The sequence below is a fragment of the Streptomyces sp. NPDC127097 genome, from assembly GCF_042724075.1.
Taxonomy (GTDB): Bacteria; Actinomycetota; Actinomycetes; order Streptomycetales; family Streptomycetaceae; genus Streptomyces.
The window spans coordinates 83,833-99,261 of sequence record NZ_JBHXFI010000017.1; the positions used below are offsets into that span (position 1 = coordinate 83,833).

12 protein-coding genes are annotated in these 15,429 nt (G+C 70.6%); 10 read left to right on the forward strand and 2 right to left on the reverse strand.

Annotated elements, in window-relative coordinates:
• The first annotated feature begins 35 nt into the window (after positions 1-35).
• From nuoE to nuoN, 10 genes are read left to right on the forward strand one after another with little or no spacing between them, the layout of a single operon-like run.
• Positions 36-941: an NADH-quinone oxidoreductase subunit NuoE gene (gene nuoE, locus ACFWJW_RS15880; protein ID WP_387240643.1), complete on the forward strand. Its 906-nt coding sequence runs from the start codon at positions 36-38 to the stop codon at positions 939-941.
• A complete protein-coding gene (nuoF, locus tag ACFWJW_RS15885) occupies positions 938-2,320 on the forward strand; it encodes an NADH-quinone oxidoreductase subunit NuoF (protein ID WP_371874005.1) in 1,383 nt (460 codons plus the stop codon). Before nuoE ends, nuoF begins: the two co-directional genes overlap by 4 nt.
• Positions 2,317-4,848: an NADH-quinone oxidoreductase subunit G gene (locus tag ACFWJW_RS15890; protein ID WP_387240517.1), complete on the forward strand. Its 2,532-nt coding sequence runs from the start codon at positions 2,317-2,319 to the stop codon at positions 4,846-4,848. The genes nuoF and ACFWJW_RS15890 overlap by 4 nt, the downstream gene beginning before the upstream one ends.
• Complete coding sequence (gene nuoH, locus ACFWJW_RS15895; RefSeq protein ID WP_387240646.1) at positions 4,848-6,236, forward strand: NADH-quinone oxidoreductase subunit NuoH; 1,389 nt, start codon at positions 4,848-4,850, stop codon at positions 6,234-6,236. Before ACFWJW_RS15890 ends, nuoH begins: the two co-directional genes overlap by 1 nt.
• Positions 6,229-6,819 (forward strand): NADH-quinone oxidoreductase subunit NuoI, encoded by a 591-nt coding sequence (gene nuoI, locus ACFWJW_RS15900; protein ID WP_245698585.1) that lies wholly within the window; start codon positions 6,229-6,231, stop codon positions 6,817-6,819. Before nuoH ends, nuoI begins: the two co-directional genes overlap by 8 nt.
• Positions 6,816-7,688, forward strand: a complete 873-nt coding sequence (locus ACFWJW_RS15905; protein ID WP_387240522.1) for an NADH-quinone oxidoreductase subunit J — start codon at positions 6,816-6,818, stop codon at positions 7,686-7,688. The genes nuoI and ACFWJW_RS15905 overlap by 4 nt, the downstream gene beginning before the upstream one ends.
• Complete coding sequence (gene nuoK / locus ACFWJW_RS15910; protein WP_018090964.1) at positions 7,685-7,984, forward strand: NADH-quinone oxidoreductase subunit NuoK; 300 nt, start codon at positions 7,685-7,687, stop codon at positions 7,982-7,984. Before ACFWJW_RS15905 ends, nuoK begins: the two co-directional genes overlap by 4 nt.
• A gap of 13 nt (positions 7,985-7,997) precedes the next feature.
• Positions 7,998-9,881 carry an NADH-quinone oxidoreductase subunit L gene (nuoL, locus tag ACFWJW_RS15915; RefSeq protein WP_387240525.1) on the forward strand — a complete coding sequence of 628 codons (1,884 nt, stop codon included), beginning with the start codon at positions 7,998-8,000 and terminating at the stop codon, positions 9,879-9,881.
• A 3-nt stretch (positions 9,882-9,884) separates the two neighbouring features.
• Positions 9,885-11,543 (forward strand): NADH-quinone oxidoreductase subunit M, encoded by a 1,659-nt coding sequence (locus ACFWJW_RS15920; RefSeq protein ID WP_387240528.1) that lies wholly within the window; start codon positions 9,885-9,887, stop codon positions 11,541-11,543.
• The gene (gene nuoN / locus ACFWJW_RS15925) at positions 11,540-13,192 is read left to right on the forward strand and encodes an NADH-quinone oxidoreductase subunit NuoN (RefSeq protein ID WP_387240531.1); all 1,653 of its coding nucleotides are present in this window, start codon (positions 11,540-11,542) and stop codon (positions 13,190-13,192) included. Before ACFWJW_RS15920 ends, nuoN begins: the two co-directional genes overlap by 4 nt.
• Positions 13,193-13,275: 83 nt before the next feature.
• Here the strand turns inward: nuoN and ACFWJW_RS15930 are convergent, their stop codons facing one another.
• Positions 13,276-13,758 carry a hypothetical protein gene (locus ACFWJW_RS15930; RefSeq protein ID WP_387240534.1) on the reverse strand — a complete coding sequence of 161 codons (483 nt, stop codon included), beginning with the start codon at positions 13,756-13,758 and terminating at the stop codon, positions 13,276-13,278.
• Positions 13,759-13,982: 224 nt separating this feature from the next.
• Positions 13,983-15,185 (reverse strand): fumarylacetoacetase, encoded by a 1,203-nt coding sequence (gene fahA / locus ACFWJW_RS15935; RefSeq protein WP_387240537.1) that lies wholly within the window; start codon positions 15,183-15,185, stop codon positions 13,983-13,985.
• Positions 15,186-15,429 lie beyond the last annotated feature (244 nt).

Genomic DNA, 15,429 nt, shown 5'->3' on the forward strand with positions numbered 1-15,429 from the left:
ACGCCACTCCGGCAAACCAGGACGTGCAGCTGGGGATGCCCGCGCTCCCCGCCCCCGATTACCCGGCGGACGTACGGGCCCGGCTGGCGGCGGACGCCAAAGAGGTGATCGCCCGCTACCCCGGCTCGCGGTCGGCGCTGCTGCCGCTGCTGCACCTCGTACAGGCCGAGGAAGGGCACATCACCCGTACCGGCATCCGCTTCTGCGCCGAGATGCTCGACCTCACCACCGCCGAGGTCACCGCCGTCTCGACCTTCTACTCCATGTACCGCCGCAAGCGCAGTGGGGACTACCAGGTCGGGGTCTGCACCAACACGCTGTGCGCGGTGATGGGCGGCGACGCCATCTTCGAGGAGCTCAAGGAGCACCTCGGCGTCGGCAACGGCGAGACCACCGAGGACGGCGCGGTCACCCTCGAACACATCGAGTGCAACGCGGCCTGCGACTTCGCGCCGGTCGTGATGGTCAACTGGGAGTTCTTCGACAACCAGACGCCGGAGACCGCCCGGCGGCTGGTCGACGACCTGCGGGCCGGCCGGACCGTCGAGCCCACCCGCGGTGCGCCGCTGTGCACGTTCAAGGAGACGGCCCGGATGCTCGCCGGCTTCCCGGACGAGCGGCCGGGCGCCGTCGAGGCCACCGGCGGCGCCGGCCCCGCCTCGCTGATCGGGCTGCGGCTGGCCAAGGGCGAGGCCGCTCCCGGCCGCGGCGCCGACCATGTCGTCGCCCCGCGGACCACGGCCGACGGCCCGACCGCCGGTGAGCCCCCGTCCGGCCACCCCGCCGAGGAGGCGCCCTCGGGCCACCCCAGCTCCCACGACGCACCGCAGCAGACGTCGGCCTCTGACGAGGCCAGCCCCTCTCCCGCCACCACCCCGGACGGAGAGGCTGCGCCTCGCGGTAACGAAACGGCCGGCCCCACAGCAGAGGAGGGGGAGTGATGACAGTGGCAGCCGAACACGGCGGTGCCTCCCGGCGCGAGACCGGCGGGGATCACCCCGAGAAGCTTCTGACGCCCGTCCTGTCCGCCTTCTGGGACCAGTCCGCGTCCTGGACGCTGGAGACCTACCGCCGGCACGAGGGCTACGAGGGCCTGCGCAAGGCGCTGGCGATGCCCCCGGACGACGTCATCGCCTACATCAAGGACTCCGGGCTGCGTGGCCGCGGTGGCGCGGGCTTCCCGACCGGGATGAAGTGGCAGTTCATCCCGCAGGGCGACGGCAAACCGCACTACCTCGTGGTCAACGCCGATGAGTCCGAGCCCGGGACCTGCAAGGACATCCCGCTGCTCTTCGCCAACCCGCACTCCCTCATCGAGGGGATCGTGATCGCCTGTCATGCGATCCGGTCGAACCACGCGTTCATCTATCTGCGCGGTGAGGTCGTGCCCGTCCTGCGGCGGCTGCACGAGGCGGTGCGCGAAGCCTATGCGGCGGGCTTCCTCGGGAAGAACATCCTGGGCTCGGGCCTCGACCTGGACGTGATCGTGCACGCGGGCGCGGGCGCGTACATCTGCGGTGAGGAGACCGCGCTGCTCGACTCCCTGGAGGGCCGTCGCGGACAGCCTCGGCTGCGTCCTCCCTTCCCGGCGGTGGCGGGCCTGTACGCCTGCCCCACTGTCGTGAACAACGTCGAGTCCATTGCCTCGGTTCCCGCGATCATGAACCGGGGCAAGGACTGGTTCCGGTCGATGGGCAGCGAGAAGTCCCCGGGCTTCACGCTCTACTCGCTCAGCGGCCATGTGGCCAACCCGGGCCAGTACGAGGCCCCGTTGGGCATCACCCTGCGCCAGCTGCTGGACATGAGCGGCGGGATGCGCCGCGGCCACCGGCTGAAGTTCTGGACGCCGGGCGGCTCGTCGACGCCGATGTTCACCGACGAGCACCTCGATGTCCCCCTCGACTACGAGGGCGTCGGCGCGGCCGGCTCGATGCTCGGCACCAAGGCGCTCCAGTGCTTCGACGAGACCACCTGTGTGGTCCGGGCGGTCACCCGCTGGACCGAGTTCTACGCGCACGAGTCCTGCGGCAAGTGCACGCCCTGCCGTGAAGGGACCTACTGGCTGGTGCAGTTGCTGCGTGACATCGAGGCGGGCAAGGGGCGGCCCGGCGACCTCGACAAGATCGACGACATCGCCGACAACATCAACGGCAAGTCGTTCTGCGCCCTCGGCGACGGCGCCGCCTCGCCGATCTTCTCCTCGCTCAAGTACTTCCGCGAGGAGTACGAGCAGCACCTCAACGGCAGGGGCTGTCCCTTCGACCCGGCCAGGTCGACCCTCTGGGCCGACAACGACGCTCACCTGGGGGTGAAGGCATGACCGTCACGACCACGGGGTCGGACAGCGGCTCCGCCGCCCGTCCCTCGGGGGGCGGCGAGGCAGCGATCCCGCCGGAGGACCTCGTCACCCTGACGATCGACGGCATCGAGATCTCCGTCCCCAAGGGGACGCTGGTCATCCGCGCCGCCGAGCTCCTCGGCATCGAGATCCCGCGCTTCTGCGACCATCCGCTGCTGGACCCGGCGGGCGCCTGCCGGCAGTGCATCGTGGAGGTCGAGGGCCAGCGCAAGCCGATGGCCTCCTGCACCATCACCTGCACCGACGGCATGGTGGTCAAGTCGCAGCTGACCTCCCCGGTGGCCGAGAAGGCCCAGCGCGGCGTGATGGAGCTGCTGCTGATCAACCACCCGCTGGACTGCCCGGTCTGCGACAAGGGCGGCGAGTGCCCGCTCCAGAACCAGGCGATGCAGGTCGGCGACCCGGAGTCGCGTTTCGAGGGCAGGAAGCGCACCTTCGAGAAGCCGGTGCCGATCTCCACGCAGGTGCTGCTGGACCGTGAGCGGTGTGTGCTGTGTGCGCGCTGCACCCGCTTCAGCAACCAGATCGCCGGCGACCCGATGATCGAACTCGTCGAGCGCGGCGCCCTCCAGCAGGTCGGCACCGGGGAGGGCGACCCCTTCCAGTCGTACTTCTCCGGCAACACCATCCAGATCTGCCCGGTCGGCGCGCTCACCTCCGCCGCCTACCGCTTCCGCTCCCGCCCCTTCGACCTGGTCTCCTCGCCGTCGGTGTGCGAGCACTGCGCGGGCGGCTGCGCGACCCGTACGGATCACCGGCGCGGCAAGGTCATGCGGCGGCTGGCGGCCGACGACCCCGAGGTCAACGAGGAGTGGATCTGCGACAAGGGGCGGTTCGCCTTCCGGTACGCGCAGCAGCGCGACCGGCTGGAGCACCCCCTCGTGCGCGACCCGGAGTCCGGCGAACTGGAGCCGGCGAGCTGGCCGGCGGCACTGGAGGCGGCGGCCCGCGGGCTGGCCGCGGCCAAGGGGCGCACCGGCGTACTGACCGGCGGCCGGCTGACCGTCGAGGACGCCTACGCCTACGCCAAGTTCGCCCGGATCGCGCTGGGCACCAACGACATCGACTTCCGGGCCCGGGTGCACAGCGCCGAGGAGGCCGACTTCCTGGCGTCCCGGGTCGCCGGCCGCGGCCGTGACCTGGACGGCGGGGACGTCACGTACACCGCGCTGGAGAAGGCACCGGCCGTGCTGCTGGCCGGTATCGAGGCCGAGGAGGAGGCCCCGGGCGTCTTCCTGCGGCTGCGCAAGGCGCACCGCAGGAGCGGACAGCGCACCTACGGGCTGGCCGCCTACGCCTCGCGCGGGCTGATCAAGGCCGGCGGCACGCTGCTGCCGGCCGCGCCCGGTACCGAGACCGAATGGCTGGACGCGCTCGCGGGCGGGGTCGGCCTGGAGGGCGAGGGCCGTACCGCGGCCGAGGCGCTGCGGGCCGAGGGGTCGGTGATCGTCGTCGGTGAGCGGCTGGCGGCGGCGCCCGGCGCGCTGACCGCCGCGCTCCGCGTGGCGTCGGCCACCGGGGCCCGCCTGGTGTGGATCCCGCGGCGGGCCGGTGAGCGCGGCGCCGTCGAGGCGGGGGCGCTGCCCGGGCTGCTGCCGGGCGGCCGGCCGGCCACCGATCCGCGGGCCCGCGACGAGGTCGCGGCCGCCTGGGGCGTGGCCGCGCTGCCGCACCGGCACGGCCGGGACACCGGCCAGATCATCGAGGCCGCGGCGACCGGCGAGCTCAGTGCGCTCCTGGTGGCGGGCGTCGAGGTCGCCGACCTGCCGGACCCGGCCCGCGCGCTGGCCGCGCTGGACCAGGTCGGCTTCCTGGTCAGTCTGGAGCTGCGGCCCTCGCAGGTCACCGAACGGGCGGATGTGGTCTTCCCGGTGGCCGCCGTGGTGGAGAAGGCCGGCACCTTCCTCAACTGGGAGGGCCGGGCGCGGCTGTTCGAGGCCGCGCTCAAACCGGACCAGATGACCCGCCGGCATCTGCTGCCCGACTCCCGGGTGCTGCACATGCTCGCCGACGCCCTCGACGTGCATCTGGCGCTGCCGGACATCCGTTCCGCACGCCGCGAACTGGACCGGCTCGGCGGCTGGGACGGGCCGTACGCGGGCGAGCCCGTGGAGACCGGGCGGCCGCTGCCCCGCCCCGACAGCGGGGAGGCCGTCCTCGCCGGCCACCGGCTGCTGCTGGACCAGGGGCGGCTCCAGGAAGGCGACCCGGCGCTGGCCGGCACCCGGCACGCCCCGGTCGCCCGGCTGTCGGAGACCACCGCGCAGGAGACCGGGGTCAAGGACGGGGATCTGCTGGCGGTCACCGGGCCGGCCGGCGTGGTCCGGCTGCCGCTCCAGGTCACGCCGATGCCCGACCGGGTGGTGTGGCTGCCGCTCAACTCCACGGGCGGTGGGGTCGCCGCCGATACCGGGGCCCGCCCCGGGGACCTGGTGAAGATCTCCGCCGCCCCGGGCACCCCGGAGCCGGCCGAGGAGGTGGACGCATGATGCAGCAGTTCGGTCAACTCGCCGCCGCCGGCAGTTCGCTGGCCCAGGAAGACCTGTCGATGTTCGGCCGCGATCCGTGGTGGCTGGTGGTCATCAAGGCGGTCTTCTGCTTCGCGTTCCTGATGCTGACGGTGCTGTTCTCGATCGTCTGGGAACGCAAGGTCGTCGCCTGGATGCAGCTGCGCATCGGCCCCAACCGGCACGGTCCCTGGGGGATGCTCCAGTCCCTCGCCGACGGCATCAAGCTGATGCTGAAGGAGGACCTGATCGTCAAGCGGGCCGACAAGGTGGTCTATCTCCTCGCGCCGGTCGTGGCGGCCATCCCGGCCTTCATGGCGATCGCGGTGATCCCCTTCGGGCCCGCGGGCAACGAGATCTCGATCTTCGGTGTCCGTACCCCGATGCAGCTGACGGACCTGCCGATCGGCATCCTCTACATCCTGGCCACGGCCTCGGTCGGCATCTACGGCATCGTGCTGGCGGGCTGGTCCTCCGGCTCGACCTATCCGCTGCTCGGCGGGCTGCGCTCGTGCGCGCAGATGATCTCGTACGAGATCGCGATGGGGATGTCGTTCGCGGCGGTGTTCCTCTACTCCGGGTCGATGTCGACGTCGACCATCGTGGAGTCGCAGCAGAACCGCTGGTACATCCTGCTGCTGCCGGTGTCGTTCATCATCTACATCGTCGCGATGGTGGGGGAGACCAACCGGGCGCCGTTCGACATGCCGGAGTCCGAGGGCGACCTCGTCGGCGGCTTCAACACCGAGTACTCGTCCATCAAGTTCGCGATGTTCATGCTCGCCGAGTACATCAACATGGTGACCGTCTCGGCCGTCGCGATCACCCTCTTCCTGGGTGGCTGGCGGGCCCCCTGGCCGATCTCCACCTTCTGGGAAGGCGCGAACCACGGCTGGTGGCCGCTGCTCTGGTTCACCCTCAAGGTGCAGCTGCTGCTGTTCTTCTTCATCTGGCTGCGCGGCACCCTTCCGCGGGTGCGCTACGACCAGTTCATGAAGCTGGGCTGGAAGGTCCTGATCCCGGTCTCGCTGGTCTGGCTGATGCTGGTCGCCACCGTCCGGGCGCTGAAGAACGAGGGCTACGACTTCTCCCAGATCGTGCTGTACGTCGCCGGCGGCGCCGTCCTGCTGCTGCTGATCTCGCTGCTCGTGGACTTCTTCCGGCGCGGTGCGGTGGCGGAGGAGACGGACGGCGACGGGGCCTTCGACCCGATGGCGGGCGGCTACCCCGTGCCGCCGCTGCCCGGACAGAGCCTGCCGCCGGTGCCGCGCCGCAGGCCGCGCCGGGAGCGGGAGCTGATTGTCAGTGGCGGGGCGGACACTGTCAGTGACGGAATCGGAAACGACGGAAAGGGGGGCGACGGTGCCTGAGTTCCAGAACCCCGTGGCCGGCTTCGGCGTGACCTTCAAGGCCATGTTCAAGAAGCGGCTGACCGAGCAGTATCCGGAGGAGAAGAAGCCGACGGCGCCGCGTTTCCACGGCCGCCACCAGCTCAACCGCCATCCGGACGGGCTGGAGAAGTGCATCGGCTGCGAGCTGTGCGCCTGGGCCTGCCCGGCGGACGCGATCTATGTCGAGGGCGCGGACAACACCGACGAGGAGCGCTACTCCCCGGGCGAGCGCTACGGCCGCGTCTACCAGATCAACTATCTGCGCTGCATCCTGTGCGGCCTGTGCGTGGAAGCCTGCCCGACCCGCGCACTGACCATGACGAATGAGTACGAACTCGCCGACAGGTCCCGGGAATCGCTCATCTACACCAAGGAAGAGCTGCTCGCGGGCCTGGAGGAGACCATGGTCGACAGCCCGCATGCGATCTACCCCGGCATGACGGAGAAGGACTACTACCAGGGACTGGTGACCGAGGCCGCGCCGGGGACCGTCCGTCAGGTCGCCACCTCCAAGGGCGAGAAGGCCGACGACAACCCGCAGGCGAAGGGGGCGCACGCATGACCGGCCTCGCCGCCGCGGCCTCCATGACCTCCACGGGGGAGGCCGTGCAGTTCTGGATCCTGGGCAGCGTCGCCGTCATCGGCGCGCTGTGCACGATCCTGATGAAGCGCGCGGTGCACAGCGCGCTGTCGCTCGCCGGGACCATGATCGTCCTGGCGGTCTTCTACCTCGCCAACGGCGCCTACTTCCTCGGCGTCGTCCAGATCGTCGTCTATACGGGCGCGATCATGATGCTGTTCCTGTTCGTGGTGATGCTCGTCGGTGTCACCGCCGCGGACTCCCTCAAGGAGACGCTCAAGGGCCAGCGCTGGCTCGCCGCCGCGGCGGGCCTCGGCTTCGGCATCCTGCTGATCGCCGGCATCGGCAACGCCTCGCTGAAGGAGTTCAACGGCCTGGGCGAGGCCAACGCCGGCGGCAATGTGCAGGGCCTGGCGGCGCTCATCTTCACCAAGTACGTCTTCGCCTTCGAAGCCACCGGCGCGCTGCTGATCACGGCGGCGGTCGGCGCGATGGTGCTCACCCACCGGGAGCGCACGGAGCGCGCGAAGACCCAGCGCGAGCAGTCCGAGGCACGCATCCGCGAGGGCAAGCAGGTACCGCCGCTGCCCGCCCCCGGCGTCTACGCCCGGCACAACGCCGTCGACATTCCGGGGCTGCTGCCCGACGGCACGGTGTCCGAGCTCAGCGTTAACCCGACGCTGCGGGGGCGCGGTCAGATCCGCGATGTTTCCGGCGCGTCGCTCGCCGAGCTGAAGGCTCTGGAGCGGCGCTCCGAGGACTGGCTGGGCCGGGGCTCCGAGGACGAGCCCGGCCCGTCGTCGTCCGGTGGCTCGCCGTCGACGGAGCACAAGGAGGGGGCCAAGAAATGAACCCGGTCTACTACCTCTATCTCGCCGCCCTGTTGTTCACCATCGGCGCGGCCGGGGTGCTGATCAGGCGGAACGCCATCGTGGTGTTCATGTGCATCGAGCTGATGCTCAACGCCTGCAATCTCGCCTTCGTCACCTTCTCGCGAATGCACGGGAATCTGGACGGCCAGATCATCGCCTTCTTCACGATGGTCGTCGCCGCGGCCGAGGTCGTGGTCGGTCTGGCGATCATCGTGTCGATCTTCCGCACCCGTCATACGGCCTCGGTCGACGACGCCAGCCTGATGAAGCTGTAAGGGGTCGCACAAAGTGGAGAACTTGATCGCGCTGCTTGTCGCGGCACCGCTGGTCGGTGCGGCCCTGCTGCTGTGCGGCGGCACCCGACTCGACCGCACCGGCCACTTGATCGGCACGCTGTTCTCGGTGGCCTCGTTCGCCATCGGGGTGGTGCTCTTCGCCGACATGCTCGGCAGGGGCGCCGAGGACCGTGCCCTGCATCAGCATCTGTTCAGCTGGATCCCGGTCGGCGGCTTCCGGGCCGACGTCGCGTTTCAGCTGGACCAGCTGTCCATGACGTTCGTTCTGCTGATCACCGGTGTCGGCTCGCTGATCCACATCTATTCGATCGGCTATATGGAGCACGACGAGCGGCGCCGCCGCTTCTTCGGCTACCTCAATCTCTTCCTCGCGGCGATGCTGCTGCTCGTCCTCGCCGACAACTACCTTCTGCTGTACGTCGGCTGGGAGGGCGTCGGTCTCGCCTCGTACCTGCTCATCGGGTTCTGGCAGCACAAGCCGAGCGCGGCCACCGCCGCCAAGAAGGCGTTCCTGGTCAACCGCGTCGGCGACATGGGCCTGTCCATCGCGATCATGCTGATGTTCACGACGTTCGGGACCTTCGCCTTCGGCCCGGTGCTCGCCGCCACCGGCGACACCTCCGAGGGCAAGCTGACCGCCCTCGGGCTGATGCTGCTGCTGGCCGCCTGCGGCAAGTCGGCGCAGGTACCGCTCCAGTCCTGGCTCGGTGACGCGATGGAGGGCCCGACCCCGGTCTCGGCCCTGATCCACGCCGCCACGATGGTCACCGCCGGCGTGTATCTGATCACCCGTTCCGGGGCGATCTTCAATGCCGCCCCGACCGCCCAGCTGGCGGTCGTCGTGGTCGGTGCGGTCACGCTCCTCTTCGGTGCGATCGTCGGTTGCGCCAAGGACGACATCAAGAAGGCGCTGGCCGGTTCGACGATGTCGCAGATCGGCTACATGATCCTGGCCGCCGGCCTCGGCCCGATCGGCTACGCCTTCGCGATCATGCATCTGGTCACCCACGGCTTCTTCAAGGCGGGCCTCTTCCTCGGCGCCGGTTCCGTGATGCACGGGATGAACGACGAGGTGGACATGCGCCGTTACGGCGGTCTGCGGAAGTACATGCCGGTCACCTTCGTCACCTTCGGCCTCGGCTATCTGGCGATCATCGGCTTCCCCGGGCTGTCCGGCTTCTTCTCGAAGGACAAGATCATCGAGGCGGCGTTCGCCAAGGGCGGCACCGAGGGCTGGATCCTCGGCGGTGCGGCCCTGCTGGGCGCCGCGATCACCGCGTTCTACATGACGCGGGTGATGCTGATGACGTTCTTCGGCGAGAAGCGCTGGGACCCCAGCGAGGTGCATCCGCACGAGTCGCCGAAGGTCATGACGCTCCCGATGGTCGTGCTGGCCGTCGGATCGGTCTTCGCGGGCGGGCTGTTCAGCGTCAACGAGACCTTTGTGAAGTGGCTGGAGCCGGTCACCTCGTTCGCCCACGGCCACTCCCCGGTCAGCGCCACCACGGTCACCGCCGCGACGATCGTGGTGCTGCTCATCGGCGTCGGCATCGCCTGGCTGATGTACGGCCGCAAGCCCGTGCCGGCGCTGGCCCCGCGCGGCTCGCTGCTGACCCGGGCCGCCCGCCGCGATCTGCTCCAGGACGACTTCAACCACATCGTCTTCGTGCGCGGCGGCGGGGAGCTCACCGGCACCCTCGTCCAGCTCGACCGCACCCTCGTGGACGGCGCGGTCAACGGCACGGCGGCGTCGATGGGCGGACTCTCCGGCTGGCTGCGCCGGTTGCAGACCGGATTCGTCCGTTCGTACGCGGTCCAGATGCTGGGCGGCGCCGCCGTTCTCGTCGCCGCGACCCTGCTGATGAGGGGTGTCTGAGCCATGTCGTTTCCCCTGCTGACGGCGGTGGCCGCGGTCCCGGCGGCCGGTGCGATCGCCACCGCCGCGCTGCCCGCCGCCAAGCGCACCGCGGCCAAATGGCTCGCGCTGCTGTTCTCGCTGATCACCTTCGCGCTGGCGCTGGTCGTCGGGTTCCGTTTCGACCCGGGCGCGAAGGGCCCGTTCCAGCTCACCGAGTCGCATGCCTGGATCAGCGACTTCGGCGTCCGCTACGAACTCGGCGTGGACGGCATCGCGGTCGCCCTGATCGCGCTGACCACCCTGCTGATCCCCTTCATCATCCTGGCGGGCTGGCATGACGCCGACCCCCTGGAAGAGGCCACACCCAACCGGCGCTGGCGGCCCACCCAGGGCTTCTTCGCGCTGATCCTGGCGGTCGAGGCGATGGTGGTGCTCTCCTTCGAGGCCACCGATGTCTTCCTCTTCTACATCTTCTTCGAAGCCATGCTGATCCCGATGTACTTCCTCATCGGCGGCTTCGGGGACCGGGCGGGCGGGGACGGCGAGGAGGAGGCCGCGGGCCGGCGGTCGTACGCCGCGGTGAAGTTCCTGCTCTACAACCTCGCCGGCGGGCTGATCATGCTGGCCGCGGTGATCGGGCTGTACGCCGTCACCGCCGACCAGCTCGGCACCGGCACCTTCTCGCTCCAGCAGATCGTCGAGGCCCGGGCGGCCGGCACGCTCGACATCGGCACCGGCACCGAGCGGCTGCTCTTCCTCGGCTTCTTCTTCGCGTTCGCGGTGAAGGCGCCGCTGTGGCCGCTGCACACCTGGCTGCCGGGCGCCATGGGCGAGTCCACCGCACCGGTCGCGGTGCTGATCACCGCGGTGGTCGACAAGGTCGGCACGTTCGCGATGCTCCGCTTCTGCCTCCAGCTCTTCCCGGAGGCCAGCAGCTGGGCGACGCCCGCCATCCTGGTGCTCGCGCTGATCAGCGTGCTCTACGGCGCGCTGCTGGCGGTCGCCCAGCGGGACATCAAGCGGCTGATCGCCTACGCCTCGATCTCCCACTTCGGTTTCATCATTCTGGGCATCTTCGCGATGACGACCCAGGGCCAGAGCGGCGCCACGCTCTACATGGTCAACCACGGCATCTCGACCGCCGCGCTGATGCTGGTGGCCGGCTTCCTGATCAGCCGCCGCGGCTCCCGGCTCATCGCGGACTACGGCGGCGTCCAGAAGGTCGCCCCGGTCCTCGCCGGCACCTTCCTCATCGGCGGCCTGGCCACCCTGTCGCTGCCGGGTCTGGCGCCGTTCGTCAGTGAATTCCTGGTCCTGGTCGGCACGTTCAGCCGCTATCCGGTGATCGGCATCATCGCCACCCTGGGCATCGTCCTCGCCGCGCTGTACGTCCTCGTGCTCTACCAGCGGACGATGACCGGGCCGGTGAAGGCCGAGGTGCGGAGCCTGCCCGATCTGCGGGTGCGGGAGCTGGTCGTGGTGGCGCCGCTGGTCGCGCTGCTGCTCTTCCTCGGGGTCTATCCGAAGCCGCTCACCGACCTCGTGAATCCGGCGGTCGGCCACACCCTGTCCGTCGTGGACAAGAAGGACCCCAAGCCCACTGTGCAGGTGGACGCCGGTCCCGGTGGAGGCCGGGCCGGCCAGGCCGTGCAGGATCAAGACCGGGAGGCCGCGAAGTGAGTTCCGTGGCAAGTGTCCACAGCCTGTGGACGGTGGCGCACGGCGCACCGGGCAAGATCCCGGCGCCGCACATCGAGTACGCCCAGCTGGCGCCGACGCTGATCGTCCTGGGCGCGGCGGTGGTCGGCATCGTCATCGAGGCGTTCGTGCCGCGCCGGCACCGCTACTACTCCCAGCTGCTGCTGACCGTGGTGGCGCTGGCCGCCGCGTTCGCCGCGGTGATCGGTCTGGCGGCCGGCGGCTTCGGCTCGGCCAAGGCGCATATCGCCGCCATGGGCGCCCTCGCGGTCGACGGGCCCGCACTGTTCCTCCAGGGCACCCTCCTGCTGGTGTCCCTGGTCGCGGTCTTCACCTTCGCCGAGCGGCGGCTCGATCCGGCGGCGCACGGCAAGCGGGTGGACTCCTTCGCCGCGCAGCCCGCGGCCGTCCCCGGCGGTGCCGCCGAACAGGCCGCGGTCAAGGCGGGGTTCACCACCACCGAGGTCTTCCCGATCGCGCTCTTCGCGGTCGGCGGCATGCTGGTCTTCCCGGCGGCCAATGACCTGCTGACCCTCTTCATCGCGCTGGAGGTCTTCTCCCTCCCGCTGTACATCCTGTGTGCGCTGGCCCGCCGCCAGCGGCTGCTGTCGCAGGAGGCCGCGGTGAAGTACTTCCTCCTCGGCGCCTTCTCGTCCGCCTTCCTGCTGTTCGGCGTGGCCCTGCTGTACGGCTACGCGGGCACCGTCACCTACGCCGGGATCGCCGAGGTGATCTCGGACGGTGCCAAGCAGATCGATCCGGCGCTGGCCGGCACGATGGGCAATGACGCACTGCTGCTGATCGGCGCCGCGCTGGTGCTGATGGGGCTGCTGTTCAAGGTCGGCGCGGTCCCGTTCCACATGTGGACCCCGGACGTCTACCAGGGCGCCCCGACCCCGGTCACCGGCTTCATGGCGGCCGCCACCAAGGTCGCGGCGTTCGGCGCGCTGCTGCGGCTGCTGTATGTCGTCCTGCCGGGCATGCGCTGGGACTGGCAGCCGGTGATGTGGGGCGTCGCGATCATCACGATGCTGGGCGGGGCGATCGTCGCCATCACCCAGACCGACATCAAGCGGCTGCTGGCCTACTCCTCCATCGCGCACGCCGGCTTCATCCTCGCCGGTGTCATCGCCACCAGCGAGGAGGGCATCTCCTCGGTGCTCTTCTACCTCGGCGCCTATTCCTTCGTGACCCTCGGTGCCTTCGCCGTCGTCACCCTGGTGCGGGACGCCGGCGGGGAGGCCACCCAGCTGTCCAAGTGGGCCGGGCTCGGCCGGCGTTCGCCGCTGGTGGCCGCGGTCTTCGCGGTCTTCCTGCTGGCCTTCGCGGGCATCCCGCTGACCTCCGGGTTCGCCGGGAAGTTCGCGGTCTTCAAGGCGGCGGCGCAGAGCGGCGCGGGCTGGCTGGTGGTGGTCGGTGTGCTCTCGTCGGCCATCGCCGCGTTCTTCTACATCCGCGTCATCGTGCTGATGTTCTTCCAGGAGCCCAAGGCGGACGGCCCGACCGTCGCGGTGCCCAGCCCGCTGACGACCACGGCCATCGCCATCGGCGTCGCGGTCACCCTGGTGCTCGGCCTGGCGCCGCAGTACTTCCTCGATCTGGCCGGCCAGGCCGGGGTCTTCGTGCGCTGACCACGGGCGGCGCGGCACGGCAACGGCCGCCGCCCGGAGCCCTCGGGGGGTTCCGGGCGGCGGCCGTCCGCGTGGCGGGGCGGTCAGCCCTTGGGCATCCCGCTCGGCATCTCCGGCATGTCGGGGATCTTCACGCTGCCGTCGGTGGACTTGGTGTACTTCTCGGTGGGGCCGTTCTTCCAGTCGACGGTCAGGGTCTTGCCGTCCGCGCCGGGCTTGAGGGTGCCCATGGTGCGGGTGGTGTCCCCGTCCGTGCACTTGAGCGCGGCCATGGTCATCCCGGCCATCTCCTGGACCTTGCCCAGACAGGCGGCCTTGTGGCCGTTGCTGAACGCGACGGTGCCCTTGGTGACCACCAGGATCAGCTGGCTGCTCTTCGGGCCGGACTTCCAGGCCCCCTCGAACGCCGCGGGGTCCGCGGGCTTGTCCGGAGTCGACGGCGCGTGGTCCGGCGACTTGCTCGGCGTGCTGTCCTTGCCGCTGTCGTTGCCGCCGCTGCTTCCGCAACCGCTGAGCAGCATCGCGGCGATGGCTGCCGCCCCGGCGATCTGCGCTGCCTTGCGCACGTACGTCTCCTCCGTTGTGGGACCAGGAAACGTGAGGCTAGCAGCGGCCCGGCAGCCGTCCGAGCCGTCGCCCGGATTGCGGCGGCGCCGGTACGGAGTTGGTGTGCGGCTGTGACGTAGGAGGCCCGTGAGGCGGCGGGGCGGGATCTCCGCGGCGGGCCGCCGCCTTCGAGGGCGATCCGCCGGACGGGCCGGCCCGCGCCGCGCCGGCCCGTCCGTACCGGTCATCCCGTCGGCAGGATGCGGCCGGTGACCTCGCCCAGGCCGATCCGGGCGCCGTCCGGGCCGGGCGCCCAGGCGGTGAGGGTGACCTCGTCGCCGTCCTGGAGGTAGGGGCCCTTGCCCTGGGTGAGTTCCAGCAGGCAGCCGAGCTGGTCCGGGTCGGGGCCGGAGACGGTGCCGGAGGCGAACAGATCGCCGGTGCGCAGCGAGGCGCCGTTGACGGTCATATGGGCGAGCTGCTGGGCGGCCGTCCAGTACATGGCGGAGAACGGCGGCCGGGAGACCGTCTCGCCGTTGACGCGCACCTCGATACGGATGTCGATGCCGCCCGGCTCCGCACCCGCGTCATCGAGGTAGGGCAGCAGCGGGACGTCCCGGGCGGGCGGCGCCGTACGGGCCTCGTCGAGGGCGTCGAGCGGGGTGACCCAGGCGGAGACGGAGGTGGCGAAGGACTTGCCGAGGAACGGGCCGAGCGGCACGTACTCCCACGCCTGGATGTCGCGCGCCGACCAGTCGTTGAGGAGGCAGACGCCGAAGACATGGTCGCGGAAGGCGCCCAGCGCGACGGGTTCGTGCAGCGTGGAGGGCGCCCCGACGACGAAGCCGACCTCGGCCTCGATGTCGAGACGGAGGCTCGGGCCGAAGGTGGGCGCCTCGTCCGCGGGGGCCTTGCGCTGGCCCCGGGGCCGTACGACCGGGGTGCCGGTGACGACCACGGTGCCCGCCCGGCCGTGGTAACCGATCGGCAGATGCTTCCAGTTGGGGGTCAGCGCCGCGTCGTTCGGGCGGAAGATCCGGCCGACGTTGGTGGCGTGGTGTTCGCTGGCGTAGAAGTCGACATAGTCGGCGACCTCGAAGGGGAGGTGCAGCGTGACCCCGTCCAGCGGATGGAACAGCGGCGCCACTTCGTCGCGGTGCGCGGGGTCGGTCACGGCGCTGTGGACGGCCGCGCGGATCTGCCGCCATACGGGACGGCCGGCGGCCAGCAGCGGGTTGAGGGTCGGTGCCGCGAGCAGTTCGGCGTGCGGGTGGATGGCGGCGGGCAGCGCGCTCGGCAGGGCGCTCAGATCGAGGACGCTGTTGCCGTAGCGGACGCCGAGGCGGCGCCGGTCGGGCGCGTCGGCGGTGCTGAAGACGCCGTAGGGCAGGTTGTGCGGGCCGAAGGGATCGCCTTCCGCCAGGTCGAACGGGCTCTGCTCGGGCATGGACAGCTCCTCGCGTGCGTCGTCGCCGGTGGGCGGCCGGGGCCGGGTGGCCGCGGGCCGTGGGGCCGTCGATCAGATTACGGCCGGGCGGTGATCAGCGGGGCGGTACCGGGGCGCGCGGGCGCGGAGGCGTACGCAGACGGGGGGCGGTGGCGCGGTGCGCTGCGCCCCACGCATCGGTCATGTCCGGAAAAGCCTTGCCGCACCGCGCAATTCGGGCCTAACTTCCTTCCCTGACCGGCGG